This is a genomic window from Vibrio sp. 2092 (genome assembly GCF_033339635.1).
GTDB classification, from domain to species: Bacteria; Pseudomonadota; Gammaproteobacteria; order Enterobacterales; family Vibrionaceae; genus Vibrio; species Vibrio alginolyticus.
Genome location: NZ_JAWOUY010000016.1, coordinates 104224 through 130349 on the forward strand (window position 1 = coordinate 104224; position 26126 = coordinate 130349).

23 protein-coding genes are annotated in these 26126 nt (G+C 44.8%); 4 read left to right on the top strand and 19 right to left on the bottom strand.

Annotation, left to right across the window (positions count from 1 at the left end; all coding sequences use genetic code 11):
• Nucleotides 1–80: 80 nt before the first annotated feature.
• Nucleotides 81–485 carry a hypothetical protein gene (locus R7P80_RS22170; RefSeq protein ID WP_005376863.1) on the bottom strand — a complete coding sequence of 135 codons (405 nt, stop codon included), beginning with the start codon at nt 483–485 and terminating at the stop codon, nt 81–83.
• Nucleotides 486–758: 273 nt separating this feature from the next.
• On the opposite strand from R7P80_RS22170, the gene R7P80_RS22175 reads away from it, so the two are divergent.
• A complete protein-coding gene (locus R7P80_RS22175; protein WP_225491959.1) occupies nt 759–1424 on the top strand; it encodes a DUF2982 domain-containing protein in 666 nt (221 codons plus the stop codon).
• Nucleotides 1425–1442: 18 nt separating this feature from the next.
• On the opposite strand, the gene R7P80_RS22180 is transcribed toward R7P80_RS22175, so the two are convergent.
• The 15 genes from R7P80_RS22180 to nrfB all read right to left on the bottom strand — a co-directional run bounded on the left by R7P80_RS22180 (nt 1443) and on the right by nrfB (nt 15935).
• Complete coding sequence (locus R7P80_RS22180) at nt 1443–2099, bottom strand: MBL fold metallo-hydrolase (RefSeq protein ID WP_062730526.1); 657 nt, start codon at nt 2097–2099, stop codon at nt 1443–1445.
• A gap of 129 nt (nt 2100–2228) precedes the next feature.
• A complete protein-coding gene (locus R7P80_RS22185; RefSeq protein ID WP_225491960.1) occupies nt 2229–2777 on the bottom strand; it encodes a DUF882 domain-containing protein in 549 nt (182 codons plus the stop codon).
• Between the two features lie 166 nt (nt 2778–2943).
• Nucleotides 2944–4485 carry a murein L,D-transpeptidase gene (locus R7P80_RS22190; RefSeq protein ID WP_225491961.1) on the bottom strand — a complete coding sequence of 514 codons (1542 nt, stop codon included), beginning with the start codon at nt 4483–4485 and terminating at the stop codon, nt 2944–2946.
• Nucleotides 4486–4638: 153 nt separating this feature from the next.
• Nucleotides 4639–5721 carry a DUF1513 domain-containing protein gene (locus R7P80_RS22195; protein WP_005376850.1) on the bottom strand — a complete coding sequence of 361 codons (1083 nt, stop codon included), beginning with the start codon at nt 5719–5721 and terminating at the stop codon, nt 4639–4641.
• Nucleotides 5702–6739, bottom strand: a complete 1038-nt coding sequence (locus R7P80_RS22200; protein ID WP_005376849.1) for an imelysin family protein — start codon at nt 6737–6739, stop codon at nt 5702–5704. Before R7P80_RS22200 ends, R7P80_RS22195 begins: the two co-directional genes overlap by 20 nt.
• Nucleotides 6740–6749: 10 nt before the next feature.
• A complete protein-coding gene (locus tag R7P80_RS22205; RefSeq protein WP_225491962.1) occupies nt 6750–8132 on the bottom strand; it encodes a di-heme oxidoredictase family protein in 1383 nt (460 codons plus the stop codon).
• Between the two features lie 92 nt (nt 8133–8224).
• On the bottom strand, nt 8225–9487 hold the full coding sequence (locus R7P80_RS22210) for an imelysin family protein (protein ID WP_225491963.1): 1263 nt from the start codon (nt 9485–9487) through the stop codon (nt 8225–8227).
• A 174-nt stretch (nt 9488–9661) separates the two neighbouring features.
• Entirely contained in the window at nt 9662–10258 is a 597-nt protein-coding gene (locus R7P80_RS22215; RefSeq protein ID WP_025767283.1) for a GTP cyclohydrolase II, read from the bottom strand.
• A gap of 271 nt (nt 10259–10529) precedes the next feature.
• A complete protein-coding gene (locus R7P80_RS22220) occupies nt 10530–10706 on the bottom strand; it encodes a hypothetical protein (RefSeq protein WP_020480909.1) in 177 nt (58 codons plus the stop codon).
• Between the two features lie 145 nt (nt 10707–10851).
• A complete protein-coding gene (nrfF, locus tag R7P80_RS22225) occupies nt 10852–11262 on the bottom strand; it encodes a heme lyase NrfEFG subunit NrfF (RefSeq protein ID WP_025767282.1) in 411 nt (136 codons plus the stop codon).
• Nucleotides 11249–11782, bottom strand: coding sequence for a DsbE family thiol:disulfide interchange protein (locus tag R7P80_RS22230; RefSeq protein ID WP_025767281.1), 534 nt, complete (start codon nt 11780–11782; stop codon nt 11249–11251). Before R7P80_RS22230 ends, nrfF begins: the two co-directional genes overlap by 14 nt.
• Nucleotides 11760–13667 carry a heme lyase CcmF/NrfE family subunit gene (locus R7P80_RS22235; protein WP_149191748.1) on the bottom strand — a complete coding sequence of 636 codons (1908 nt, stop codon included), beginning with the start codon at nt 13665–13667 and terminating at the stop codon, nt 11760–11762. Before R7P80_RS22235 ends, R7P80_RS22230 begins: the two co-directional genes overlap by 23 nt.
• A 9-nt stretch (nt 13668–13676) precedes the next feature.
• Complete coding sequence (gene nrfD, locus R7P80_RS22240; RefSeq protein ID WP_053304292.1) at nt 13677–14648, bottom strand: cytochrome c nitrite reductase subunit NrfD; 972 nt, start codon at nt 14646–14648, stop codon at nt 13677–13679.
• The gene (gene nrfC / locus R7P80_RS22245) at nt 14645–15331 is read right to left on the bottom strand and encodes a cytochrome c nitrite reductase Fe-S protein (protein ID WP_149191747.1); all 687 of its coding nucleotides are present in this window, start codon (nt 15329–15331) and stop codon (nt 14645–14647) included. The genes nrfD and nrfC overlap by 4 nt, the downstream gene beginning before the upstream one ends.
• A 1-nt stretch (nt 15332) precedes the next feature.
• Nucleotides 15333–15935: a cytochrome c nitrite reductase pentaheme subunit gene (nrfB, locus tag R7P80_RS22250; protein ID WP_045480906.1), complete on the bottom strand. Its 603-nt coding sequence runs from the start codon at nt 15933–15935 to the stop codon at nt 15333–15335.
• A 450-nt stretch (nt 15936–16385) separates the two neighbouring features.
• Here nrfB and nrfA point away from each other — a divergent pair, with 450 nt between their 5' ends.
• Nucleotides 16386–17813, top strand: a complete 1428-nt coding sequence (nrfA, locus tag R7P80_RS22255; protein ID WP_009706899.1) for an ammonia-forming nitrite reductase cytochrome c552 subunit — start codon at nt 16386–16388, stop codon at nt 17811–17813.
• Nucleotides 17814–17943: 130 nt separating this feature from the next.
• On the opposite strand, the gene R7P80_RS22260 is transcribed toward nrfA, so the two are convergent.
• The 3 genes from R7P80_RS22260 to gyrA all read right to left on the bottom strand — a co-directional run bounded on the left by R7P80_RS22260 (nt 17944) and on the right by gyrA (nt 22008).
• A complete protein-coding gene (locus R7P80_RS22260; RefSeq protein WP_225491964.1) occupies nt 17944–18498 on the bottom strand; it encodes a hypothetical protein in 555 nt (184 codons plus the stop codon).
• 42 nt (nt 18499–18540) lie between these two features.
• A complete protein-coding gene (locus R7P80_RS22265; protein ID WP_054574745.1) occupies nt 18541–19164 on the bottom strand; it encodes a tetratricopeptide repeat protein in 624 nt (207 codons plus the stop codon).
• A gap of 123 nt (nt 19165–19287) precedes the next feature.
• A complete protein-coding gene (gene gyrA / locus R7P80_RS22270) occupies nt 19288–22008 on the bottom strand; it encodes a DNA topoisomerase (ATP-hydrolyzing) subunit A (protein ID WP_225491965.1) in 2721 nt (906 codons plus the stop codon).
• 475 nt (nt 22009–22483) lie between these two features.
• Here gyrA and ubiG point away from each other — a divergent pair, with 475 nt between their 5' ends.
• Together ubiG and nrdA are read left to right on the top strand one after the other, a co-directional pair.
• Nucleotides 22484–23191 (top strand): bifunctional 2-polyprenyl-6-hydroxyphenol methylase/3-demethylubiquinol 3-O-methyltransferase UbiG, encoded by a 708-nt coding sequence (gene ubiG / locus R7P80_RS22275; RefSeq protein WP_017636129.1) that lies wholly within the window; start codon nt 22484–22486, stop codon nt 23189–23191.
• A 501-nt stretch (nt 23192–23692) separates the two neighbouring features.
• Nucleotides 23693–25975: a class 1a ribonucleoside-diphosphate reductase subunit alpha gene (gene nrdA / locus R7P80_RS22280; protein WP_005376819.1), complete on the top strand. Its 2283-nt coding sequence runs from the start codon at nt 23693–23695 to the stop codon at nt 25973–25975.
• Nucleotides 25976–26126 lie beyond the last annotated feature (151 nt).

Here is a 26126-nt window from a genome sequence, read left to right on the forward strand (position 1 = left end):
TTAATGCATTATTTCCAATACCAAGATAAAAAAATACCTCGGCATCGGCCGAGGTATTCAATCTAGAACGGTAGCGGTAATTAAACTGCTTTGTAGATAACTTTGTTACCTGCTAACTGCTCTTTTTGAACTAGGTTTTCTTCAAGAAGCTTCTTTAGTGCGCCAGTAGCCCATGATGCCGCTTTAGTATCTTCTTGACCTGCAGCTAGACCGATGCCTTTAGGGTTAATACCTTCAGCATTCGCCATAACGATGTCTAATACTTGTTGTTGCTTAGGAGTAAGGGCAACATCAACTGTTTTCACTGCAGCTACTTTTTTATCAGCTACTACTTTCTCCGCAACAGCTTTTTCAGCAACAGAAGGTGCTACTGCTTTTTCCGCAACAGGCTTCACTGCTTTAGGTGCTGCAGCTAAGTTTGCTACTGTCGCTTTAATGCGTTTTTGCAGTTTCATCTGCACTTTACGCTTATGAGCAAGTCTCATTGAATATTTCTCCAGTTCACTGCATCTCAGCAGGGATGAAAATTTGAAGCGCGTTTTATACCAAAATTCACAAGCAATTTGTAGGTTTTAGCGGCGAAACGCGATGAAAAATGCGCTCAAAGCATAGAACGTCTACTATTTAATCAGATATTTTATGAACGGATTTATTGAATACTGGGTATAAAAACAGAGGTTTGTTTTATTTTAAATGCAAATCAATGCACATAAAGCTACCCACTTATTTTTGGACAAGTATTCGATGAGGTTATAAGCATGGAAACGCTGCATCTAACAAATTCACATTTCAAACCCGACTCCCCTATCAACAGAATACTTTTGTTGCTCGTTGCACTCATCACTTTGTTTTTGGTTGCCATTTCTCCGGGATGGAAGCAAGCCATGTTGTCGGTCATTTTGATGTCTGCAATCGTTGGTTTCGCCATCTTGATGATTAAGAAAAGCCAAGTCACTTTTACGCTGACAGCTTCTCACTTTCAGCAACACCTTTTTAAAGGAGGTTGGGTCGTCCGATGGCGAAATATTGAGTCAATCGGTATTTGTAGCTACCAACAGGAAGGGTGGCACCAACCGCTACCTTGGATCGGTATTCGTCTAAAACACTACTCACCCTACTTAAATTCAATCTGCCCTCGTATAGCGACAGAAATTCTCCTCAGCCAGCGAGCACTGCTTTACTTAGGCGCGAAACAAAATCAGTGTGAAGATAAGTTTGAGGATATGGTGCTTGACCCTAAACCGTATATAAACAGAGATGGGATTGAGTACAAAGGTTTGTTAGCGATGCTCGCCAACCGGATGAAGTATCAGAGAGGTTTCCACGGCTACGATCTATTTATATCAGCAAGTGATCTAGATCGTGAGGCTGAGGATTTTGTGGGACTGACTCGGCGATACTTAGCTGCCGCCGAGCCAGAATAATGCTTAGTACACGCACTTTTAGTAAAGCGGCATCTCGTCAGCAACGAACGGGTTAGTTTTACGCTCGTGACCGAAAGTCGATTGAGGGCCATGACCAGGGACAAACGTGACATCATTGCCTAAAGGCCACAATTTCTCTTTGATAGAGCTAATCAACGTATTGAAATCGCCTTGTGGGAAGTCAGTTCGACCAATGCTACCGTTAAACAAAACGTCACCCACAAACGCTAAACGCGCTTCTTCGCTGTAAAGCACAACGTGACCAGGTGTATGACCAGGTGTGTGGAATACGTTCAGCACTTGATTACCAAAAGTGACAGTGTCACCCTCATTTAGCCATTGGTGCGGTTCAAACGCTTCTGTCAGCGGGAAACCAAACATTTGGCTCTGACCTTCCAAACCTTGCAACCAGAAGTTATCTGCCTTGTGAGGGCCAACAATCTCTGTACCACCAAGCATTGCAGACAGCGGTTCTGTACCACCTACGTGGTCCAAGTGACCGTGTGTGAGCACTAGGTTTACCACGTCAACACCCAGCTCTTTGATAAGCATAGCGAGCTGCTTTTCATCGCCGCCTGGGTCAACCACAATGCCTTTCATGGTTTCGTCACACCAGACAATAGAACAGTTTTGAGAGAAAGATGTTACTGGAACAACTTGGTATTTCAGAGCCATAGATAACCTATACCGAATAAATTTGCGTGAAAACTGCCGCAACTATGACACTAAGGCCTAGCGACTTCAAGCTTTGAACTGTGGGTAATCGACGACGTTCTGAGACTAGAAACCTTGTCTCAACTGGCACTACCAGGAACGAACAGCACCCGTATCGATATGAACAAAGTTACTACCTGGATAATAACCCACGCCACCGGCTTTTAGGCTTAATGCAGCATCACGAACCGTTGAAAGCTTCACGCCGCCTAAACGGAAATCAATGGCCTTTCCTTCCATGTGCATGCTCTTTTTCGCTACACGAGAAGACCCGTTGCGCAGCGAGGCATTAGTGGCAGGAGAACGGTAACCTGAAATGACGATCACCTCTGCTTCTGTACCAATTAACTTTTGAATTTGGCTTATTTGATCGAACAAGCGTCGATCCATCGGATGAACCTCATTTCGTCGATGGTCTCGACAAAACTCATTCAGCCTTTGCAGTTCATCATTAATGTATCGTTTTCCATCGAAATAGCATGTTTCGAGGATCTCTCCAGTATTAAGGTTGTTCATCGCCAGCGCACGTGGCTCGTCAGGGAGTGAAGCCCAAGAAAATGATGGCAGGGCAGACGCCAACACCACACCACCAGCGGTCATTTTAAGGAAATCTCGGCGGGAAAAGTTACGACTTACCATTTCAAAATACAGTGCTCAACAACTAGACAAGTCGTGGACATTAACCAAACACATTTGTCACGTCAAATGCATAAAACACTCCATCTTGATTTTCAGATGCAGTAATTATTGCTTAATTATTGAACGAAAAGAGAATTCTTCGTTTTGTAAATTTTCCTTAAAGATTTCAACTGCGGTGATCGTACTTATAGATATCATCACGGTAGTAAAGCGTTCCCTCTTCCAACCATGCTGTTTGATAAATGATGTGTACTTGAATGCGCTCTCCCAAAGGAACTGACGTGTTAGACCGACGAGAACTTTCTCGCTTTTTCGCTAAACGTTCTTCCAACCCCTGAGTTTTGAACAGAAGTTCTGCTAACTGGTCTGCATGTTCGACACGGACACATCCTGAGCTGAATGCGCGTCTGTCCTGTTCAAACAAGTTCTTACTTGGCGTGTCATGCAAATAAATAGCTTGTGGGTTAGGCATATTGAACTTGTACAATCCCAGTGCATTTTGTAAGCCCGACGCCTGTCGCATACGATAAGGAAATGTTCTCGGATTCACCGTTGCCCAATTGATGGTTGTAGGGTCAATAATTTCGTTCGAAGTCCAAGACCGAATGATTTGAATGTTATGGTTAATCAAATACATCGGATTACGTTTTACTTTAGGAATAATGTCTTTAACCATGATATTCCAAGGCACGTTCCAAGTTGGGTTGAGAATAACTGAATCCAGTGCTACCGACATGATGGGCGTTTTTCTTGATGCTCTCCCTACCACAACTTTAGACTCAAACAAGGGTTGACCGTCATGCCAATACGTGACTTCGTATCCAGGCACGTTAACAAAGACAACATTATCCCTTTCTTTCGACCAAATTCTTGAACGCTCAGAATTCAACGCCAGCAGATGCAATCGCTCTTGAGGAGAAAAGTTGATCCATCGAATGGTATTCGGGCCGATAACGCCATCTTCTTTCAAACCATGAATACGCTGGAACTCTTTTATCGCAAGCTCTAATTGTTCGTCATATTCTTCAGTGACTAAATCCAAGTAAGAAACATCTACGCCTACGATCTCCATTCGCTCAATCAATAGGGGTCTGTTTTCTAATATATCGCCAACACGTGCTAGCCCAGTTTGTTGATAGGCAGGATATTGGTACTGAGAATGTTCCGATAGCGAAGAATAGGCGGAGTAGAAAGCATCATCTGTTTGTAATGGAGACCGGAGACTTGCCAAAAACTGACCAAGTTTGCCAACCGTAATCTCATTACTCAGAACCGATAAAGTATCGATGCTAGGAGCGGGTAACGTAACATGGGCTTTGTCTGTAAATAGCCAATTAATCCCTTCTTCGGGGAGTTGCTCAAGATAACTAAGGTACATCAAGAGTGAATCTGTCATCACTAAATCGAAGTCGAGATTATCTCCCTGCCACCTTACTTGGTTTATCCGGTGAAGTTGATTTTCGAATTCATCGGTGACATCCGCAAGTGCAACCAGGTTTACTTGAAAAAGAAACTGCTCAATATCACTTTCATTTTCCCAGTTCAAACGGTAATTGGTGCTTTGATACAGTTGATCAATCACCTCTGGATAATGGATCATTTTTTCTACAGACAGCTTTTGTACCGCTCCCTCTTGCTCGACTTGCGCTGAAGCTTCGAGAGAAACGACGGTGGAAAAGCTGCAAAACGGCACCAGAAGTGCCGTCATGATTAAAACCCTAGCAAACACTGAAATGATCCTTGCGCTACTTGCCATAATAAAAAGTATGGCAAATATCTCACAGCTTGCAGGTTTAAAATTAAGAATCTGATGCCGAAAACGACAACAAAACTCTCTATAAGTAATTACTCAATGATCTTTCTAGATAATTCTCGACCAATGGTTGTCCCATTGCACTCCGCTTGCGAAGGTACTTTTTGACTCCTCAGGTCTTTGCTCTACCACTTTTCCCGCCCCAGAGCTGACTCGGAACTCATCGCCATAGACCACAACACCAGAGGCATCTGGTAACGCACTTAGCTCGACCAATTTGCCCGTAGATTTAGACCATATACCATAACAACTGCCCGGAGGCGAAGTGGCTAAGATCCATTCATCGGTTGCTGCAATACTCGCAACGTAGTGATTGAAACGCGCCCACTCTTCAGGATCAGCTTGTAGATCCTGCATCTCACCACCACGCGTGTGCATGGCGATCAAGGCTGGATACTCGTCCGGCTCACCACGATATTGTTGCCCACAAAGCACGGTTTCCGCACCATCATGAGCTAAATGGCGAATACTCAACTTATGATCCGGTAAAGACACTTGATCCAATAGCTCCCCTTCTTGTGAAAGGTAACTCAGACTCGGTCTCATGCTATCAAGATTGAGAGGTTCACGGCCATTAGTGTGTACGCCACCAACGCCAATCGCCAATGCGCCATCAGGCATCATGATCACTTCATGAGGGCCAAGGCCAAAGCCTGTTAACTCATCGATCTTTTGATATTGCTTCTGTACATCATAAACACCAATGATCCCGCGGCTTGTCCCCCTCTCCCCTTCTGTGGCAAATAGCAACGTGCCGTCATGGGAGTAAACACCATGTCCGTAAAAATGGCGATTTGGCGTTGCTAGTTGCAGTTTGATCATCTGCTCTGAGCGATAATCAAACACCATGAAGAAAGTACCAGGTCGACGACCAAAAACTACGGCGTGGCCTTGTTGGTTGGTTGCCACACCGTGACCACGCTCAGGAATCGGCAATGAAGATAGCGGCATACCATGCTCATCCGCCACCACCGCTGCATATTTATCTCGGCCAATGATAGAGCAGCCGATCAACGCAGGCTCACGTGAGCTTGTTGAAGAACAACCAAATGGCATCATAGGTGTAGCCGCCCCGAATAGAGCGGCTTTCAGCAAAGTTCGGCGGGTTTGATCAGTCACCATCGGTTGCATTAAATCCTATAACTACGCCAAGCTCGATTGCCACTTCTTCGTGAATCAGGTACTTCAATTGCTCTAGCTTATTGTATTGAGCAAGCACCATGCGATAGCCTTCTTTTGTTTGTAGTGCAGCAAACAAGCTCTTATCTTCTGGCCAAGTTTCTAACGCCATTTCAAACTGATGAACAACACGGTCTGCGAGATCTGCATGGCCTTGCTCTCTTAGTAGCGCATCTAGACCATTTCCGTTCGCAAAGTACAACGCTTCCATCCCTTGAAGGTTGGCTTTTAAGTTTGAAAGTGAGGTCTCTGAACGCCACGATTCTGAAAAATACGGGCGAGGCTTACCAATCTTCGCTAGCGGTCGGCTCAACTTCTTCATGCTGTACTCAAGCTGATTCGAGAGCAGTGAAATGTACTCAGATTCCCATTCCGTCATCTCTAGCGCTTTCCAAGGGTTCTCTGCCCAAGAATCCGCGATGATCTGCGCTTTGTTATCGAGGTTTTCTGCAATCGCTACGCCTGTCACACAGGTATTGCTATTGCTAGATAAGGTCGACGCTTTATCGTAAAGCAGCCATTCCAATGCACCTAAACCTTGCACGGTGACACTTTGGGTGGAGATACCTTCTGCACTCCAAGCTTGATCAGATTTCGTCAGTACAGACATTTTACGACCAGTGGTGTTCTTTTTATCTGGCCAAAACTGAACATTCCAGCTTTGCTCCAACGCCGTAGCAGGGCCACGTTCTTGACCTTGTAATGCCATCCACGCAAGCATCGTTTGATGCCATTGCTGTTTTACTTGTGCATCATCTTTCGACTCTGATGCGCAGTAATCCGCGAAGCGCTGTTCAAGTTCTGTGGTTTGCGCTAAAAACGTCTGAGCTGATTGAAACTCAACCTCGTACACGCTTTGAGAAATATGACTTGTACTCTCAGGCTTGGCTGAGCTCGAACCGATGGTCGATTGGCAACCAACCAAACTTAACGTTGCGGCAATCGCACTCACTAACAGTGTTTTTTTCATGGTTGCTTCCTTATAGAGAGTTCAGAAACGCAATGAGAGCATCACGTTCTTTTTTGTTCAGAGCTAAAACATTTTGTTTCGCCGTTTCAGCTTCGCCGCCGTGCCACAACACCGCTTCCATCAGGTTACGAGCGCGGCCATCATGTAGAAAGTACGTGTGTCCGTTTACTTCTTCGGTATAACCAATACCCCACAACGGTGCCGTTCGCCATTCACGGCCGTTTGCTAAGTATTCCGGACGGTTATCGGCTAAGCCTTCACCCATGTCGTGCAGAAGCATGTCGGTGTATGGGTGGATAAGCTGCTCAGAAAGCGCTGGTAACTCTGGTCGTTTCGCCGTTTTAACACTGGTCTTGTGGCAGCTTTCACAGCCAGACGCAGCAAAGATTTGCTGACCAAGTTTCACGTTAGGCTCATTGATGTTACGGCGAATAGGTACGGCTAAGTGCTGGCTGTAAAACTCTACGAAGTCGAGAATATTTTCACTCACTTCTGGTTTGCCGCCATTTGGCATGTCGTCACAAATGCTTTGTTTCGAGGTACAGTTTTCATTTGGGAATAAATGGCTCGTCAGACCGACATCACCATTGAATGCTGCTGCATTTTGCTGCATTAACGTCGGTTGTCCTGCTTTCCAGCCAAAACGACCAATCGAGAAATTGTCCTTCTCAATATCCCACACCTTATTGACTTTGCCTGAGATACCGTCTTTGTCGGCATCTTGTTCATCAGCCCAAGCAAGTAGCGTTTCGTCGGGAATACTCTCTAACAAACCAAGGCCGATCATTGGCGGTGCCACGCGTGCTGAGAACTCGGTATCAGGGTGCATATCGCCGTAACCCAGATCGGTAATGTTCAAATGAGGTTTTCTTAGCGTCACCGTCGTACCGTCTTTAAATTTCACTGGGACATCGGTGTAAGTGATTTCGATTTTGCCTTCTGGCGTTTGATCTTGCAGGGCGAAATCTTGAAGCTGGCCACCATAAGTCGGCTCAGGTATGCCGCCATCTTTGATGTAAGCTTTCTTTTGTTCTGGCGTCATCGCAGGAATGCTTAAGCGCACTAACATAGACACGGCATGTAAATCATCTTTCTCTGGCGGATGACCACGACCGTCTTTGATGTGGCAGTTCTGACAACCATTGGTATTAAAAAGCGGGCCTAGGCCGTCACGAGCGTCTGTTGACGCTGGCGCTTGTACCCAAGGGTTGCGGAAAAAGCTGTTACCGACACTAAAATCGAGGCGTTTGCTCATTGGCAAGTTAGCAGCAGGAAGAGAATAGGCATTCGCGCCGTCTTTTTTAACACTGGTTTTGCCACCGGACTTAACATCGTAAGCCATGGCAGAAGAAGAAAGGATCGCGGCTAGCGCAGAAATCAGGTATGGCTTCATATCATTGCTCTACATAGACAACAAGGGTGATAACAACGAGCTCAAACGTCAAAAGGGCTCACAAAGAGCCCTTATTTATTATGGTTTTCTTATTAAAACTCGTGGTCAGCAGTATCAGGGCTTAGGCTGTCGATGCCGACAATGTTTGCCGCTCGCTCAATCGCGCCAGTTTGCGCTACCAACGACATGATGGTGTCGTTTACTAGCGCGTTGCCTTGTGCGTTACCCGCCGCAATAAGTTGGTCAAAGTGCTGGTTGTTCTTCTCTGCAGAAGTCACTAGCTCACCAACTTGGCTACGTGTTGTATCAAACTGTTTTTGAATTTCGGTCGCCGCTTTCTTATCTTTTTGAGCAACAAGATCAGCAATACTTGGACCAGATAGCTCTTTGCCGTTTACACCTTTGTATGTACCTGTGTAAACGTTGTAGATGCCTTGCTCATTGTAGTAGTGAGAATTATGCGTGTTGTCTGAGAAACAATCGTGCTCGTCTTCAGTTGAGTTCGCTTCTAGTGCCACTTTCATGCGCTCACCCGCTAGCTCACCTAGAGAAAGAGAACCCATGCCGAATAGCATCTTACGAAGACCATTATCAGCAGATTCGTTTAGTAGCTCTTCACGGTAGTTACCTTTTACTTCAGCAGACCACTGCTTTTCCATCCACTCAAGGTCTTGAACCAGTAGATCAGCGGCTGCTTTTAGGTACTCTCCACGACGCTCACAATGGCCATTCGTACACTCAGAACCCACAACGAAATCAGTGTAAGCACGTTGACCTGCACCCGCGTTAGTGCCGTTTAGGTCTTGACCCCAAAGCAAGAATTCAATCGCGTGGTAACCTGATGCAACGTTTGCCTCAGAACCGCCTACTTCGTTTAGATCCGCTAGCAATTCTGGAGTGATTTTTGAAACGTCCAGTTTAGAAGCACCGATCTGTAGGCTAGTGTTCGCGATGATGTTGGCAGCAGCGCCCTCGTTACCCAATTCGTATTGGTAATCAGCCGCTACGTAGTCGATCAGACCTTCATCAAGTGGCCACGCGTTTAACTGACCCTCCCAATCGTCAACAATCGCGTTACCAAAACGGAAAACTTCAGACTGTTGGTAAGGCACGCGAGAATCTAGCCAAGCTTGTTTTACTTCTTCAAGCTTTTTCGCTGATGGTGATTTTAGGAATTCGTCGATTTTTACATCCAGCGCTTTCGCTGTTGTTACTGAATCAGCAAACACAGCATGGGCAACGTCCGCGTAATGTTCGACTACTTGTTGTTTAGTTACTGTGGCAGCAACGGTAGAACCACTGGCAATGAGGAGTGATGCAGCAATAGATTGGACTAAAACTTTTTTTGCATTCATCTGAAGCATCCTTGTTGAGCTTTTCAATTATCGTATTGGTAGTGCTAATTATTCTTATTTGCACTTTAGTCTCGAGATAATACAAATTTACAATTTATTTGCAACTCCAGATACAAAAAAACCTCATAAAAATGAGGTTTTTCACAGACTTTATTGTCAGTTTTATCTTTAGGATTAAACCTTTAGGTCATGTTTTCCGTGAGAGACTTTTGCCTTCAGATAATTTTCGTTGCCATCTTTGATATGTGCAGAGGTATTGACAACCTCGCCAATTTCAATTCCGTACTCAGATAACTCACGAATTTTCTTAGGGTTGTTCGTCACGAGGCGGATCTTATTCACGCCTAAAGCTTCTAGCATTTGTGCTGCTTCTGTGAAATCACGCAGGTCATCATCAAAGCCCAAATGGTTGTTAGCTTCGTACGTGTTCATGCCCTGGCTTTGTAAGCGGTATGCATCGATCTTATTGTACAAACCAATACCACGACCTTCCTGACGGAGATACAAGATGATACCACCGGACTCGCCCATGCGATTGATCGTCTCTTCTAGTTGCTCACCACAGTCACAGCGTGAAGAGTGGAACACATCGCCTGTCAAACACTCAGAGTGCATACGAACTAAAGGCATGTCCTGAGTTTGGTCCGCTTGTTTAAAGATAATAGCAACATGCTCTTTGTCTGTCTTCAGACCATGGAAAGACAGAATTTCGGCATCAATGTTACTTTTTGCCCCGACTTTAAAATCTACTCTGGCACGTACTTCCGCCATATCTATACTCACTCGATTTATTGCTTGATGCGCTTGATGCGTTTTCGTTATTGCATTCATGGGATTTACTCGTTGCTCTTCAACTATGGGGACTGATACCGCATTTTGCAATATAGAGATCACAATTGAGGGCAGTTATCCACTCAAGACAGCAAAAGAGAAACACTCTCCAACTGAACAATTGTTATATTATAACAATTTAAAAAAACTACAATAAAAAACCCCAGACAAATTTTGTCTGGGGTTTCAAGAAGGTCGTTTGGTCTATCTTTTAATGGGTCTGACTGCGCTTCCAAACGGCGAGTTCAATCCAAACTGCTTCGAGTTCTTGGATTTCCTCGTCGGTCAACACGGCGAGCGTTGAAGTAACTTGAGGCAGGTTCGGTGATTGCAATGCACGAATCTGCGAATAGAAGTCTTTTTTAAGTTGTAATATAACTGAATCCACTGCGTGCACCTATTCGTTCTTTTATTACTTATCCAGCTCAAAATTTTTATTTTCTTTATACTGGAAACTTCATAAATTCGGAAAAATGATAACATTCTGCTTGTTAAGTGCACAATTTATTTTTAATAGTGGAATAACGGTCACATTAATTACGCTTCACCATTCGGATCGAATATAAGACAAAAAAGATCAAAAATAGCACAGGAAAGATCCACAACAGCGCCGTGGAATAATTTAATGGTGGTTGATACAGAACAATATTCCCATAACGAGCAACTAGATAGTCCTTTATTTCTTGATCTGAGCTGCCTTCATTGGCCATCGTATACACTTTCAACCTCAGGTCTTTAGCCGCTTGTGCATTAGACTCGACAAGGTTTTGGTTTTGACACTGCGGGCAGCGCAATGTCTTGGCTAACGAGGTTGCACGCTGTTGCACTTCAACAGAATGAAATTCAAACAGATCAACATTCTGTTCTATATCCGCACTTCTCGTGAAAGGAGAAAATAGTATAAATAGGATTAAAGTGAGGAGAAGATTATTAAATCGAAACATTCAAGTATCCTGAAAATATATCGTTCCATTTATCTGCCGTTAGCTCTCCACGATATTTGATCAATATACGACCATTTGGATCAATCAAGTAAGTTTCCGGCGTTCCGATAACACCTAGCTCCACAGCGAGCTTTCCATTAGGGTCACTAATTACTTCAATATATGGATTTCGTTTAGAGCTCAAATATTCACGAGCGGCTTGTTTTTGATCTCTATAATTCAGCCCAATAATAGGCACACCGAGTTCTGCTAACTGCAATAATTCTTCATGCTCTCGTTTGCATACTCCGCACCAAGATGCCCAAACATTCAATAATTTATATCCGTCGCTTTTGAACAACTGCTCAGAAACCATGTCATCAGAGATCAGAGAAGTAGAGCGAAAATTAGGTGTCTCTAAATTTCGTTGTGGGGACAATTCAACATGTGGTCGCTCAGACAAAGCCACCGCAGTTACTACAGCAAACACGGCAACAGCCACAAACAGACCTGCGAGTTTAAGCGTATTTCTCGATCGCATTGATAGCCTCTCTCCTTTTCTTTAGGCCGGTTAATAGCGCGCCAAACACAGCTAGTAGCCCGCCAGACCATATCCACCAAATACCTGCGCGGTACTGAACTTTAATCGCATAAGCATGAGTATCGACTTTGTCACCCAATGTCACGTAATAATCGCCATGCCATAGTGAACGAATCGCAGGCTCGGTCATATTCATCACTCGCACAGGGTAATGACGCTTTTGCGGGTTGAAATTGAGCATGCGGCCATCTTCCAAGTGCAAGGTGATCTGTCCTTGTTCAGCGGTGTAGTTTGGCCCCACCAGCCATTCGATACCATGATAATCGATAGTGATCCCCGCCCTTTGTTGAGAACTGCCGGGTTCGACACGTAAATTGTGTTCATATGAGTAGTGACTGTTGAATACAGCTCCACTCACCGCCAGCGCAAAACCGATATGTGCCATCACGATTGGCATGAGTTTGCGCTTATTGGAACAACGAAACAGCATAACGAGATGCGCCGCAATCACCCAAGTAGCCAACGTTATGGTTAGCAATACTTCGAAATGCAGTGCGTGCACTAAGAAGATAAACCCGATCCCAGAGACAAGAGATAACGCAATACTGATCGCAATATCAGCGCTTACACTCGGCACTGTGCCTTTTGTCCATTTCAGCAGCGGCATGAAAGCTAAGGAAATCAGAGCCAGTATGCTTAATGGGAAGATCAGACTATTAAAATAAGGTGCGCCAACTGAAATGTTTCCTAAACCGAGCAGTTGATAAACCATCGGATAAAAAGTGCCAAGAAAAACGATAGCAGTCGCAATAACCAGCAGCCCTTTGGCGATGTAAGCAGTGTAAGCTCGGCTCGCTAGAGATTGAAGTTTGAAGCGAGGGAGTTGTTCTCCTCGCAAAATCAGTACGCCAAAAGTGATGATGACAAGCAAGCTCAATACACCAAGCAGCACCAAACCTTTAGTTGGGTCCACCGCAAAAGCGTGCACTGAAGTCAGCACGCCAGAGCGCACCACGAATGTCCCTAAAATGCTTAGGCAGAACGTGGTAAACGCCAGTGCATAGGAGCTCCAAATTGCGCCTCTGATACGTGTTGCGACAACACCGCTGTGCAACAAAGCAGTACCCGTAAGCCAAGGCAGTAAAGAAGCGTTCTCCACAGGGTCCCAAAACCACCAGCCGCCCCACCCTAGCTCATTGTACGCCCACCATGATCCCACCAAGATACCTAATGTAAGCGTTCCCCATGCAAAAAACGCTGCGCTACGAGCGACCACATACCAATCGCTCATCGGTTGTTTACCCAATAGCGCCGCTAATGCAAAAGCTAATATTGCTGCGTAACCGACATAACCGAGATAAAGCAATGGTGGATGAATGATAAGCCCAACATCTTGCAGCATTGGATTTAGATCTCGCCCTTCCGACGCCAATACTTGGGCATATTCGAACGGGTTAGAGGTCATTAACGTGAACCAAGCAAATGTTGCAATAAGAACGTTCATGATTCCTAAACAGTCACAAGTATATTGGGCGTTGAGCGGTGACTTAAATGCAATAAACGACGCCCATAAACTCAGGGTGACGACCCAAAACAACATGGAGCCTTGGTGCCCGCCCCAAGCGGCAGCAATCTTGAATGCTACGGGAAGTTGACTGTTGGAATGCGTAACAACATATTCCAACGCGAAGTTGTCTTGCACGAAGCAGACGATCAGAAGTGCTAAACAAATGAAGGAAGCTAAGCTAATGATGTGGGACATCGCGACTTGATGCGGCAATGTCGCCTTCTTACTCATAGCACGACGTAGCCAATGCAGCAACGATGCACAAGTCGATGTTACAGCCACCAATATCAGTAAGAAGAACCCTAGCTCAGCTTCCATTTATCCCCCTTACACTAAGGTCATTTGACCGGCATAGAGAATGAAAGTACGCAGCATAAGTACGCCAACCAAGCTCAACGTCGTGACCACAAAAACGTAACTGCCTTTGTGGCGCACTTCAGAAGGCGCCAACCAATTGAGAGTCAAAGGCGTTATCATGCCGATGAACACTACCCCACCCCAGAACCATTGAGCCCAGAATCCACTCGAAATAGCATTCCAAGCCGCGACTTCGTTCTGACCACCGCTGAAGATCAGTCCAGTAAAGAAAGTCACTAAGACAAACAGCTCAAACAATACTACTGGGCGTTCAAATCCGTGTACCCAAGACACACTTGGGCTGCTGGTCGACTCTTTAAACACCAAGATGCCGAACATCAAGCATGCCGCTGCACCCGAGGACAAACTAGAGAACAGGAACAAGATTGGCAGTACTGGATTGTTTAGCATTGGGTAAGTCTTCAATGCAGACAATAGAAAGCCAGTGTACGCTGCAAGCACGATGGCTAAGAAGCCCAAGAACAATTCAATGGCGTTGTTGGCTTTCCCCGCCTTAATCAAAATGCCATCGGCAAAATCCAGCAGTTTGCTTGGTAACTTCCCTTCACAGAAGCTGATGATTTGATGGCGGAAGATAACGCCAATCCAAACAAACAGCACCAGCATGTACACTTGGAACAAGATCACGCCCATCGACATCACAGACGTTGGGTTGTAGTAGATCATGATCTTCCAAAACTCTAAAGGCTTGGTTAAATGGAAAATCAAAATTACCAACCCAGCAATGATGCCAAATGGCGCAAGCCAAGCCATAGCTTTCATGATGCCGTTGTTTGCGGGATCACCTTCAATCACTTTGCGTTTTAAATAGATAGAAATCATCACCGCACCTGCTGACATCCCAGCAAGGAATAAGTAAATCGCGATGATCCAATCCCAGACTAACGAGTCAAAGTGGAATGCACTTTCGAAGCCGTTCATGATGACACCTCCCCTTTGCTATGCGGAATTTTGTACAGTTTAGGTTGCGTACCTAAATGCGATTTATCGCGATAGACAACATGGCTTTCGATAGCTTTGCTCACCTCGCTAGTTGGGTCATTCAAATCACCAAAGATGAGTGCTTTTGTTGGGCAAGATTCCACGCAAGCTGGCTGCTTACCTTGCGCTAGGTTGGTATCACGGCAGAAGTTACATTTATCCGCAGAGTGATCGACTGGATTAAAGAAGCGCACTTGGTAAGGGCAAGCGGCAAGGCAATAACCACATCCGACACATTTCTCTTTGTGCACATCCACGATGCCGGTCGCTTCATCTTTGTATGCAGCGCCTGTTGGACAAACGTACACACATGGTGGGTTATCACAGTGCTGACAGGATTCGCGAGTAAACTGGTATTCCACATCTGGAAATTCGCCAATCGGTTCACTGCGATGAATTTTAAGTCGCGTTACGCCTTCAGGGACTTTATTTACTTTGCGACAAGCATCGGTACAAGCGGTACAGCCAATACAGGCATTTTCATCATGAACCATACCCATGCGTTTCGCTTGTTCACTGTTGCTGGCATAGAGAGAGGAGCTAACAACGGAAGTGCCTGCAACGCCTGTAGTTAAAATCAACGCGCCGCTGCCGGCTAAAAAGTTTCTTCTCGAACATTTCATGCTATCTCTCCTCTTCTTTGGCAAGTTCAGGTTCGACGGCAAATTCAGAGTGACAATCCACACACTGCTTGATCAGTTGTTTTCTGTCGTATGACAACGCTTTGGTTTTCGCTGCGTGTACATCGTGGCAATTTGAACAAGTGAGGTTTTTGGCGTGCACATCGTGTGTCCAGTGGCTTTCTCTCAGCTGTGCCGGTGCGTGGCAATCCACACATTGGCTGTTAGCTTTAAGAATCATGCTTGGATCAAGGAACACTTTGTCGTGTACCTCTTTCGATTGCGCGGCAGAAAACTTAATCACATCAGGCGCGCCTTCACGATGGTCGGGACCAATATTGCTATGGCAATTGGTGCAATTAAGTTGCTTCCCTTGGCTGAGTAGTGCTTGCGGGTCATGCGAAAGGTTCAGAGTCTCTTTGGCATCCTTATGACATTGCAGACACTTGTAGTCTCGGTCACGGATCAACTCGACTTGATGACGCTCAGCTTGAGCACCTTCAATCGGCTCTGAAGAAGTCGCATGGGCGGCGATGGAGAAACCATAGATGGCAAAGACGAAGAGAAGTTTCAGCATTGTCTCTATGGTCAATTTTATATTGCCCATATTGTTCTTTCCTTAGCTCGACAATAATTGATAACTATTCTCAATTATTTATTTGAGCGACAATTAATTTCCTCTGAAGATATTTTTTAAATCTTCAAATGACATCAATTCTTATTTCGGAAAGCCACAACGCTAAACCTATATTTATAATACCTCTATTATTCATAAGGGGTAGAAACACCTGCTCAAAAAGCGAACCAAATCACCCTATTTTTAAAAAGGTTAAAAGCCCAAGATATTGACGAACAAGGACTTATAAACTACCACTTTAGGGGTATATAAATTCAAACATGACTGAGATCACTGGTGTAAATTGATCTAAAACAAGACAAGATTCGCTCACTATTTCATCTATCCAATTAAGCAATATTATTAATCGTAGATCTCCAGTTCTTATTTGGAATAGCTTCTCACAACGCTGCTAATAAAAACGAATATGGAGATAACACCGTGAGCATAAAACACTGGATGAGCGCACCTATCGCGGTTGCGACCTTATTCGCCAGCCAATTATTTTTGGTCGGCGCTCCGTTGGCGGCAGAAGAAAAAGGTCTCATCGATCCTCGAAATGACGCCTTTGAACAGAACCACCCCGACCAATACCACTCTTGGAAAGCAACATCCGAAAGCGAACACATTGAGGATGCCCTAAGTGAAGACCCAAACATGGTGATCTTATGGGCTGGCTACGGCTTTGCGAAAGACTACAACAAAGCGCGCGGTCACTTTTACGCACTTGATGATGTTCGCCAAACCTTACGTACTGGCGCACCGACTGATGAAAAATCCGGCCCTATGCCAATGGCCTGTTGGAGCTGTAAAAGCCCTGACGTTGCTCGCGTGATTGATGAACGTGGTGAAGACGGTTATTTCGAAGGTAAATGGGCACGCTTGGGCTCAGAAATCGTCAACCCTATTGGTTGTTCTGACTGTCACGACACTCGCTCTGAAGAATTTAAGAAAGGCGAACCAGCACTGGCGGTAACTCGCCCTTATGTCGAGCGTGCTTTTGATACTATTGGTAAAAACTTTGATGAACAATCTCGCCTAGATAAGCAAGCATCGGTCTGCGCTCAATGTCACGTTGAATACTACTTCACCGGCCCAACTAAAGCGGTTAAGTTCCCATGGGATATGGGCACCACCGTTAATGACATGGAGAAATACTACGACGCGTTGAACTTCAAAGATTGGACGCATGCAGTATCTAAAGCTCCGATGCTAAAAGCACAACACCCGGGTTACGAAACGTGGCGCGATGGCATCCATGGCAAAAACAAAGTGGTGTGTGTGGACTGTCATATGCCTAAAGTAACGAAAGAAGACGGTACGGTGTACACAGACCACAAAGTGGGTAACCCATTTGATCGCTTTGAAGACACCTGTGCACAATGCCATACCCAAACTAAAGAACAACTACAAGGCATCGTTTCGACTCGCAAAGCGCAAGTATTGAACATGAAGCTAACCGCCGAGAAGCAAATCGTAGCAGCACACTTTGAAGCAGGCGCTGCGTGGAAAGCAGGTGCAACAGAAGCAGAGATGGAACCTATCCTGCAAGATATTCGCCACGCACAATGGCGTTGGGACTACGCAATTGCTTCTCACGGTGTTCACATGCATGCTCCTGAGGTAGCACTTGAAGTACTAGGTACTGCAGTTGACCGCGCCGCTGACGCTCGTACCAAGTTGGTTCGTTTACTAGCAACCAAAGGCATTACTGACCCTGTTCAAATTCCAGATATCTCGACCAAAGCGAAAGCACAACAAGCACTGGGCATGGATATGGATAAGATGAACGCAGACAAGAAACACTTCCTAGAAACGGTGGCACCAGAATGGGATAAAGCAGCAGCTGAACGCGAAGCCACGTATTAGTCTAACTGGCAGAGGTTAATTTATAGATACAACAAGGGGCGTACTGAACGCCCCTTTTTTTTGTTTATTTGTTTCTTTGTTATCTTTATTTCTTCATCCTCGATTCTATCGAGAGACAAAATCGAATGTACTAGCGACGAGGAAGCCTCGGCCTCGGTTGAATATTTGGACGTGCCTTAGGCATCTGCACATTTGGACGAGCAACTGGGCGTTGGATCTTCGTTTCCGGTAATGCTTTTCTTTGTTGAACCTTTTCTTTTACCGCTTTGTTTTGTAAAGCCGCTGGCTCAATACGCTCCGGACGATTCTCCCATTTGGTTTGAATCTCTTGCTTTTGCTCGTCAGGCAATGATTGCCAATGATCGTCGAGTTGGCGTTTCATGTTATCGATATTGGCGGACATATCATCGTCTTTCCAATCTTCGACTTTGTCTTTGATGGATTGCTGTTGGTCTTCATCTAAACCATTCCACCACTCTTCCAGTTTCTCTTTGTATTCATCGTCGTTATCGCAACAGCCCGGATAGTAATAAATCCAGTAGTCGTCATGATCGTACCACCACGGATCGTAATAACCCGATGAATAATAAACCATAGAGGAAGAGCCAGAATGATCGGAAGAGCTACAACCCGCCAGCACAGAGCCGCACAGCAAAACCAATATGCTTAGTGCTTTATTTTTCATTCGTTGCCCACCTTTCTCTCTATTGCTTGTTAAATTGTACGCTTACAATAGCTCTTTTGCTTTGTTAATAGAGTTAATGATTTGCACCCTATCTAAATTTGGATCATTAGAATCTAATAATATTACCCAGGCATCAATCGCTTCCTGAAATCGGAATGACAGAAAATGATCATTTGCGATCAAAGACAAAGCCGCTTCATTATGCGGTTCTATCTGTAGAGCTTGTTCTAGAAGCAAACTGACTTCTTGCGTCATTGATTGCTGGTGAATGTAGTACAAGGTCGTCGCTTTCGCAGCAAGTTGCGTGGCATTGACTGGCTCAGTCAGTTGGATCGCGTAATCAAAACAAATCAGCGCGCCGTCAAATTCCCCCTCTAGCAGGTAGCCCTGCCCGAGTTGGAACCACAATTCAGCGTTGTTCGGATCTTCACGCAACTGGTCTTGAATCTCTTTCATGATGTCACGAGCAGTCATCATTCGTGACATTTCCGCTTGTATTCGTTTAGGCGGTGTTTGATGCAGCAATAAGAAACTGGCACTCGTCACGACAAGTACTAACAGGCAAAAGCCAAACCATTGAGCAGGTTTCACTTTTGATGCACTCAGTGATAAGAGTACGATAAACAACCCCATCAGAGTGATGGCAGCGAAAAACCAAACAGACATAACACGTCCTGTAAACAAAGATAACGTCAGTGTACGCAGTTCTTACTTTAAATGCGTTGATACAGATACAAAAAAGCCGAGCAACTAAGGCTCGGCTTTTCATATCAAGATAACGATGTAAGATTACTCTTCGTTACCTTCCTCTGCATCATCAGCAGCTGGAGCTTCTGAAGCGTCTTGCTGCGTATTTTCGCCTGTTGACTCTAACGCTTCTGCATCTTCATCAGCAGGCAGCTCTTCATCATCAACTTCTTCAATACGTTGCAAACCAACAACTGATTCATCTTCCGCAGTACGGATAAGCGTTACACCTTGTGTGTTACGACCAACCTGGCTAACTTCACCCACACGAGTACGTACTAACGTGCCAGCGTCGGTGATCATCATCATTTCATCACCTTCAACAACCTGGATAGCACCAACTACCGGGCCATTTCGCTCAGAAACTTTGATAGAAACTACACCTTGAGTGCCACGACCTTTTGTCGGGTACTCGCTAAGTGCTGTACGTTTACCATAACCGTTTTCTGTAACCGTTAGGATGTCGCCTTCGTGCGAAGGAACAATAAGTGATACAACTTGGTCATTTTCAGCCAGTTTCATACCACGAACACCAGAGGCGGTACGACCCATAGGACGAACACCTTTAAACTTGATCTCTGGCTGACCATTCTCATCAAGAACTGGTTTACCATTTTCATCAAGTACTGGAATCTCTTCTGCTTCTTTAAAGCGAACCACTTTACCCGCTTTAGAGAACAGCATGATTTCGTTTTCGCCGTTAGTGATATCCACACCGATTAACGAATCGTCTTCACGTAGGTTCACAGCGATTAGGCCGTTTGAACGTACGTTTGCAAACTGGTTCAACGGCGTTTTCTTAACCGTACCGTCACCTGTTGCCATGAAGATGAATTTGTCTTCAGAGAATTCATCAACACGCAGAATCGCGGTAATGCGCTCACCTTCTTCTAATGGAAGGATGTTCACAATTGGCTTACCACGCGCAGTACGGCTCGCTAGAGGCAATTGGTAAACTTTCAGGCGGTATGTCTTACCACGAGTAGAGAAACACAAGATGTTATCGTGGGTATTCGCCACTAGAAGACGCTCGATATGGTCTTCATCTTTCATCTTAGTCGCACTCTTACCTTTACCACCACGGCGCTGTGACTCGTAGTCGCTCAGTACTTGGTACTTAACGTAACCACCGTGAGATAGAGTAACTACAACGTCTTCACGTGCGATCAGCTCTTCCATGTCAATATCATGGCTCGCAGCTGTGATTTCTGTACGACGAGCGTCACCAAAGCCGTCACGAACCGCTTCAAGTTCTTCACGGATAACTTCCATCAAACGCTCAGTGCTCGCAAGGATATGCATGAGTTCAGCGATTTCTTCTAGAAGTGTTTTGTATTCGCCTAGAATCTTCTCGTGTTCTAGACCTGTTAGTTTATGTAAACGTAGATCTAGGATAGCTTGTGCTTGTTGCTCAGTCAGGAAGTACTGACCATCACGAATACCGTATTCAGGCTCTAGCCATTCAGGGCGCGCAGCATCTGTACCAGCACGCTCTAGCATTGCTGAAACGTTGCCTAAATCCCAACCACGAGCGATAAGACCCGCTTTTGCTTCAGCCGGTGTAGGTGCCTTACGGATAAGCTCAATGATTTCATCAATGTTAGCAAGCGCTAGAGCTAAACCTTCAAGGATATGAGCACGTTCACGCGCTTTACGCAGTTCGAAGATAGTGCGACGTGTCACAACTTCACGACGGTGATCAACGAAGCACTTCAACATATCTTTTAGGTTGAATAGCTGTGGCTGGCCATTGTTTAGGGCCACCATGTTGATACCGAAAGTGGTTTGCAGCTGAGTCTGAGCGTAAAGGTTGTTTAGAACTACTTCGCCCACAGCATCGCGCTTACACTCAATAACAATGCGCATACCGTCTTTATCTGACTCGTCGCGCAGTGCACTGATGCCTTCTACTTTCTTATCTTTAACTAGCTCAGCGATCTTTTCGATCAAGCGAGCTTTGTTCACCTGGTAAGGAATTTCAGTGACGATAATGGTCTCTTTACCATTCTTCTCCACTTCGATGTCCGCTTTCGAACGCATGTAGATTTTGCCACGACCTGTTTTGTACGCGTCTACAATGCCTTTACGACCGCTGATAAGCGCCGCCGTTGGGAAATCAGGACCAGGAATGTAATCCATTAGTTCATCAATAGTGATTTCTTCATTATTGATGTATGCAAGACAGCCATCAATCACTTCGCCAAGGTTATGAGGCGGGATGTTGGTTGCCATACCTACTGCGATACCAGAAGCACCGTTAACCAATAGGTTTGGAATTTTAGTTGGAAGAACCGCTGGGATCTGCTCAGTACCGTCGTAGTTTGGTACGTAGTCTACGGTTTCTTTGTCTAGGTCAGCCAATAGTTCATGGGCAATTTTTGCCATTCGAACTTCGGTGTAACGCATTGCCGCAGCAGAGTCGCCATCGATCGAGCCAAAGTTACCTTGACCATCGACCAGCATGTAACGAAGCGAGAACGGCTGAGCCATACGTACGATTGTGTCGTACACAGCAATATCACCATGTGGGTGATATTTACCGATTACGTCGCCGACAACACGGGCTGATTTTTTATATGGTTTGTTCCAATCGTTGCCTAGTACGTTCATCGCGAATAAAACGCGGCGGTGTACTGGTTTTAGGCCATCACGCACATCTGGAAGAGCACGACCCACGATGACTGACATCGCGTAGTCTAGGTATGAACCTCTAAGCTCATCTTCAATGTTTACGGGCGTGATCTCTTTAGCTAAATCGCTCATAGAGCCATTATCCCTCTATTATCTGATCGTAATTACGATACGTGTAAGGTGCAAAAATATAACACACAATTCATCACTTCGGCATCACTTTCCCTCTCCTTTTATCAGGTTGTGAGCTTGGTTATGAATCAAATGTCGAGAATTTGCACACTCATCCCATATCTTTCTGATTAGTGGTTATATTTCGGTCAATATTGAGCAAAATCGGACTCTTTACGCGGAAAAGCGAGGTAAATTCCTTTAACTACACAACGCGAAAATGCAGGTTTTAGAGTTATTGTCACTGGCACCAGTTCAAGGATGAAGCAAAAACAATAGCGAGCGCTTTACAAATTACAGGCACCTGTCTCGATTGCCGCGCCAGTGAACTCTGTCATTGTCCCTTAACTAAGCACATCGAGGTTGTTTGGGTGTAAAACGTTGGAGTATACTGGCGCCCTCTAAAGGACTCAGATTGAATGCAATAAAACCAATTATGACTAAAGCACAAAACGTCGACCCAAGTGAAATTAAGAAATTCGAGGACATGGCTTCTCGATGGTGGGATTTAGAAGGCGAGTTTAAGCCGCTTCATCAAATTAACCCACTTCGTTTGAACTATGTACTTGAAAAAGCAAATGGCTTGTTTGGCAAGCGAACACTTGATGTCGGCTGTGGTGGTGGCATTCTTGCTGAAAGCATGGCAAAAGAAGGCGCTATTGTGACGGGGCTTGATATGGGTAAAGAACCATTAGAAGTCGCGCGACTACATGCATTAGAAACAGGCACTCAACTGACCTACATTCAGAGCACAATAGAAGACCACGCTATAGAAAACGCAGGAACTTACGATGTCGTGACTTGTATGGAGATGCTTGAACACGTTCCAGATCCTCTCTCCGTTATCCGCTCTTGTGCTGCGCTAGTCAAACCCGGTGGTCACGTGTTTTTCTCAACTTTGAACCGAAACATTAAGTCGTACTTATTTGCTATTGTCGGTGCTGAGAAGCTTCTTAAGATTGTTCCTGAAGGCACTCATGAGCACGATAAGTTTATCAAGCCAGCCGAAATGATGAAGATGATAGACCAAACTGACCTGACGGAAATGGGCATTACTGGGCTTCATTACAACCCTCTAAATGATAGCTACAAACTCGGTCGTAATGTAGATGTAAACTACATCGTTCATACTAAAAAATACTGAACGCTATTAAGTTAAAAAATGAGTTTTGTGATTGACATTTTTTAAAGAAAATGAATCGGAAGCGGTAGCACAAAGTTGCCGCTTTTTTTGTCTTTTTATGGCTAAAATTCGTGCTCTAGATTCCATTTTGACCAAGCCATTTTTCGTAGATAAAAACGGCCAAAGATCAAGGAAAATATTTTTGCATGCGGTTATTTCTAAACCGATCTCGAAACCGTACTTTTAACCATTCAAGTCTGCCCTTTTCTCATCGGTTAGTGTTCACTTACTGTTTTTTTTCATTTTGTCAGTTATCCACAAGTCATCCCCGATCTGTACCTTGATAAATCAGTGTAATAGCACTATCTTGTAACCCGCAAACAAATGAACCCCTATATGTTGTGTTTAAGCGACAATATATAGATAGACTTTGATCACAAAGCCGCCGCAAGCTTTACTCATATTGCACATAAACAAACAAAAATACGGCTTTTATCAGTTTTCTTAGGGAAATAAAGCAGAATGAACCAACAACTTACCGTCACCAAGCGTGATGGCCGTAAAGAAAGTATCGATCTGGATAAAATCCACCGCGTTATCACTTGGGCTGCAGAAGGTCTAGATAATGTTTCGGTTTCTCAAGTAGAACTTCGCGCTCACATCCAGTTTTACGACGGCATCACAACGACAGATATTCACGAGACAATCATCAAGTCTGCGGCAGACCTGATCTCTGAAGAGACTCCGGATTACCAATACCTAGCTGCTCGCCTAGCGGTATTCCATCTGCGTAAAAAAGCGTATGGCCAATACGAGCCACCAACGCTTTATGATCACGTGTCTCGCCTCGTCGATATGGGTAAGTACGATCAACATATTCTAGAAGACTACACAAAAGCAGAACTCGACGAACTTGATGCGTACCTCGACCATAAACGCGACCTAAATTTCTCATACGCGGCAGTTAAGCAGCTAGAGGGTAAGTACTTCGTACAGAACCGTGTTACGGGCCAAATTTACGAAAGTGCTCAGTTCTTATACATCCTTGTAGCAGCGTGCTTATTTGCGAAATATCCAAAAGCGACACGTCTTGATTACATCAAACGTTTCTACGATGCGACATCGACATTTAAGATTTCTCTACCTACGCCAATTATGTCTGGCGTGCGTACCCCTACTCGCCAGTTCAGCTCATGTGTTCTGATCGAGTGTGGCGACAGTCTTGATTCTATTAACGCAACAGCAAGCTCAATTGTTCGTTACGTATCTCAGCGCGCTGGTATTGGTATCAACGCAGGTCGTATCCGTGCATTAGGCTCAGAGATTCGCGGTGGTGAAGCATTCCACACTGGTTGTATTCCGTTCTACAAGTACTTCCAAACAGCAGTAAAATGTTGTTCACAAGGTGGTGTACGTGGTGGCGCAGCTACTGTGTTCTACCCAATGTGGCACGGTGAAGCACGCTCACTCATGGTACTTAAGAACAACCGTGGTGTTGAAGAAAACCGTGTTCGTCACATGGACTACGGTGTTCAGTTAAACAAACTGATGTACCAACGTTTAGTTGAAGGCGGCAATATTACGCTATTCTCACCATCTGATGTACCTGGTCTGTACGACGCATTCTTCGAAAACCAAGAAGAGTTTGAGCGTCTATACGTGAAGTACGAGAACGATCCTTCAATCAAGAAAGAAACGGTTAAAGCGATTGAAATGTTCACTCTGCTAATGCAAGAGCGTGCATCAACGGGTCGTATCTACATCCAGAACGTGGACCACTGTAATACTCACAGCCCATTTGATTCTGAAGTCGCTCCAGTTCGTCAGTCGAACCTATGTTTAGAAATCGCACTGCCAACGAAACCATTAACTAACGTTGAAGATGACTCAGGCGAGATCGCACTGTGTACGCTTTCTGCATTCAACTTAGGTGCTATCAAGTCTCTAGATGATTTCGAAGAGCTATCCGATCTTGTTGTTCGTGCGTTAGATGCACTGCTTGATTACCAAGATTACCCTCTACCAGCGGCATACAAATCGACTATGAACCGTCGTACGCTAGGTGTTGGTGTGATTAACTTTGCTTACTACTTAGCGAAGAATGGCGTGAAATACTCTGACGGTAGCGCGAACGGCCTAACTCACCGTACGTTCGAAGCAATGCAGTACTACCTATTGAAAGCATCTGTAGCACTGGCGAAAGAACAAGGTAAGTGTCCTTCATTCGACGAGACGAACTACGCGAAAGGCTTACTGCCGATTGATACGTATAAGAAAGATATCGACCTAATTTGTGACGAAGCGCTGCACTACGACTGGGACAGCCTACGTAAAGAAATTATGGAGCACGGCCTACGTAACTCAACACTGACTGCGCTAATGCCTTCTGAGACTTCTTCTCAGATTTCAAACGCAACTAACGGTATTGAGCCACCACGTGGTTACGTTTCAGTAAAAGCTTCGAAAGACGGTATCCTGAAGCAAGTTGTACCAGAGTTCACAGAACTTAAAGACAGCTATGAACTGCTTTGGAATATCGGTTCGAACGACGGTTATCTACACCTTGTGGGTATTATGCAGAAGTTTGTTGACCAAGCTATCTCTGCTAATACTAACTACGACCCGTCACGTTACGAGACTGGCAAGGTTCCAATGAAGAAACTGCTTCAAGACCTGCTAACAGCGTATAAGTTTGGTGTGAAAACGCTTTACTACCACAACACTCGTGATGGCGCGAAAGATGAACAGAAAGACGCTGTTCAACCACAAGATGACGATTGTGCTGGCGGCGGTTGTAAGATATAACTGGTGTGTTTTTATATATGTAACATTTTTTGTGGTTAACTAAAAAATGTTTTTATTAAACAATTACTTATAATGGCGTCCTTGTGACGCCTTTTTTTATTTTAAAGTGAAAATATTTCACGCCACTTGAATATGTAACATTTAAGATATA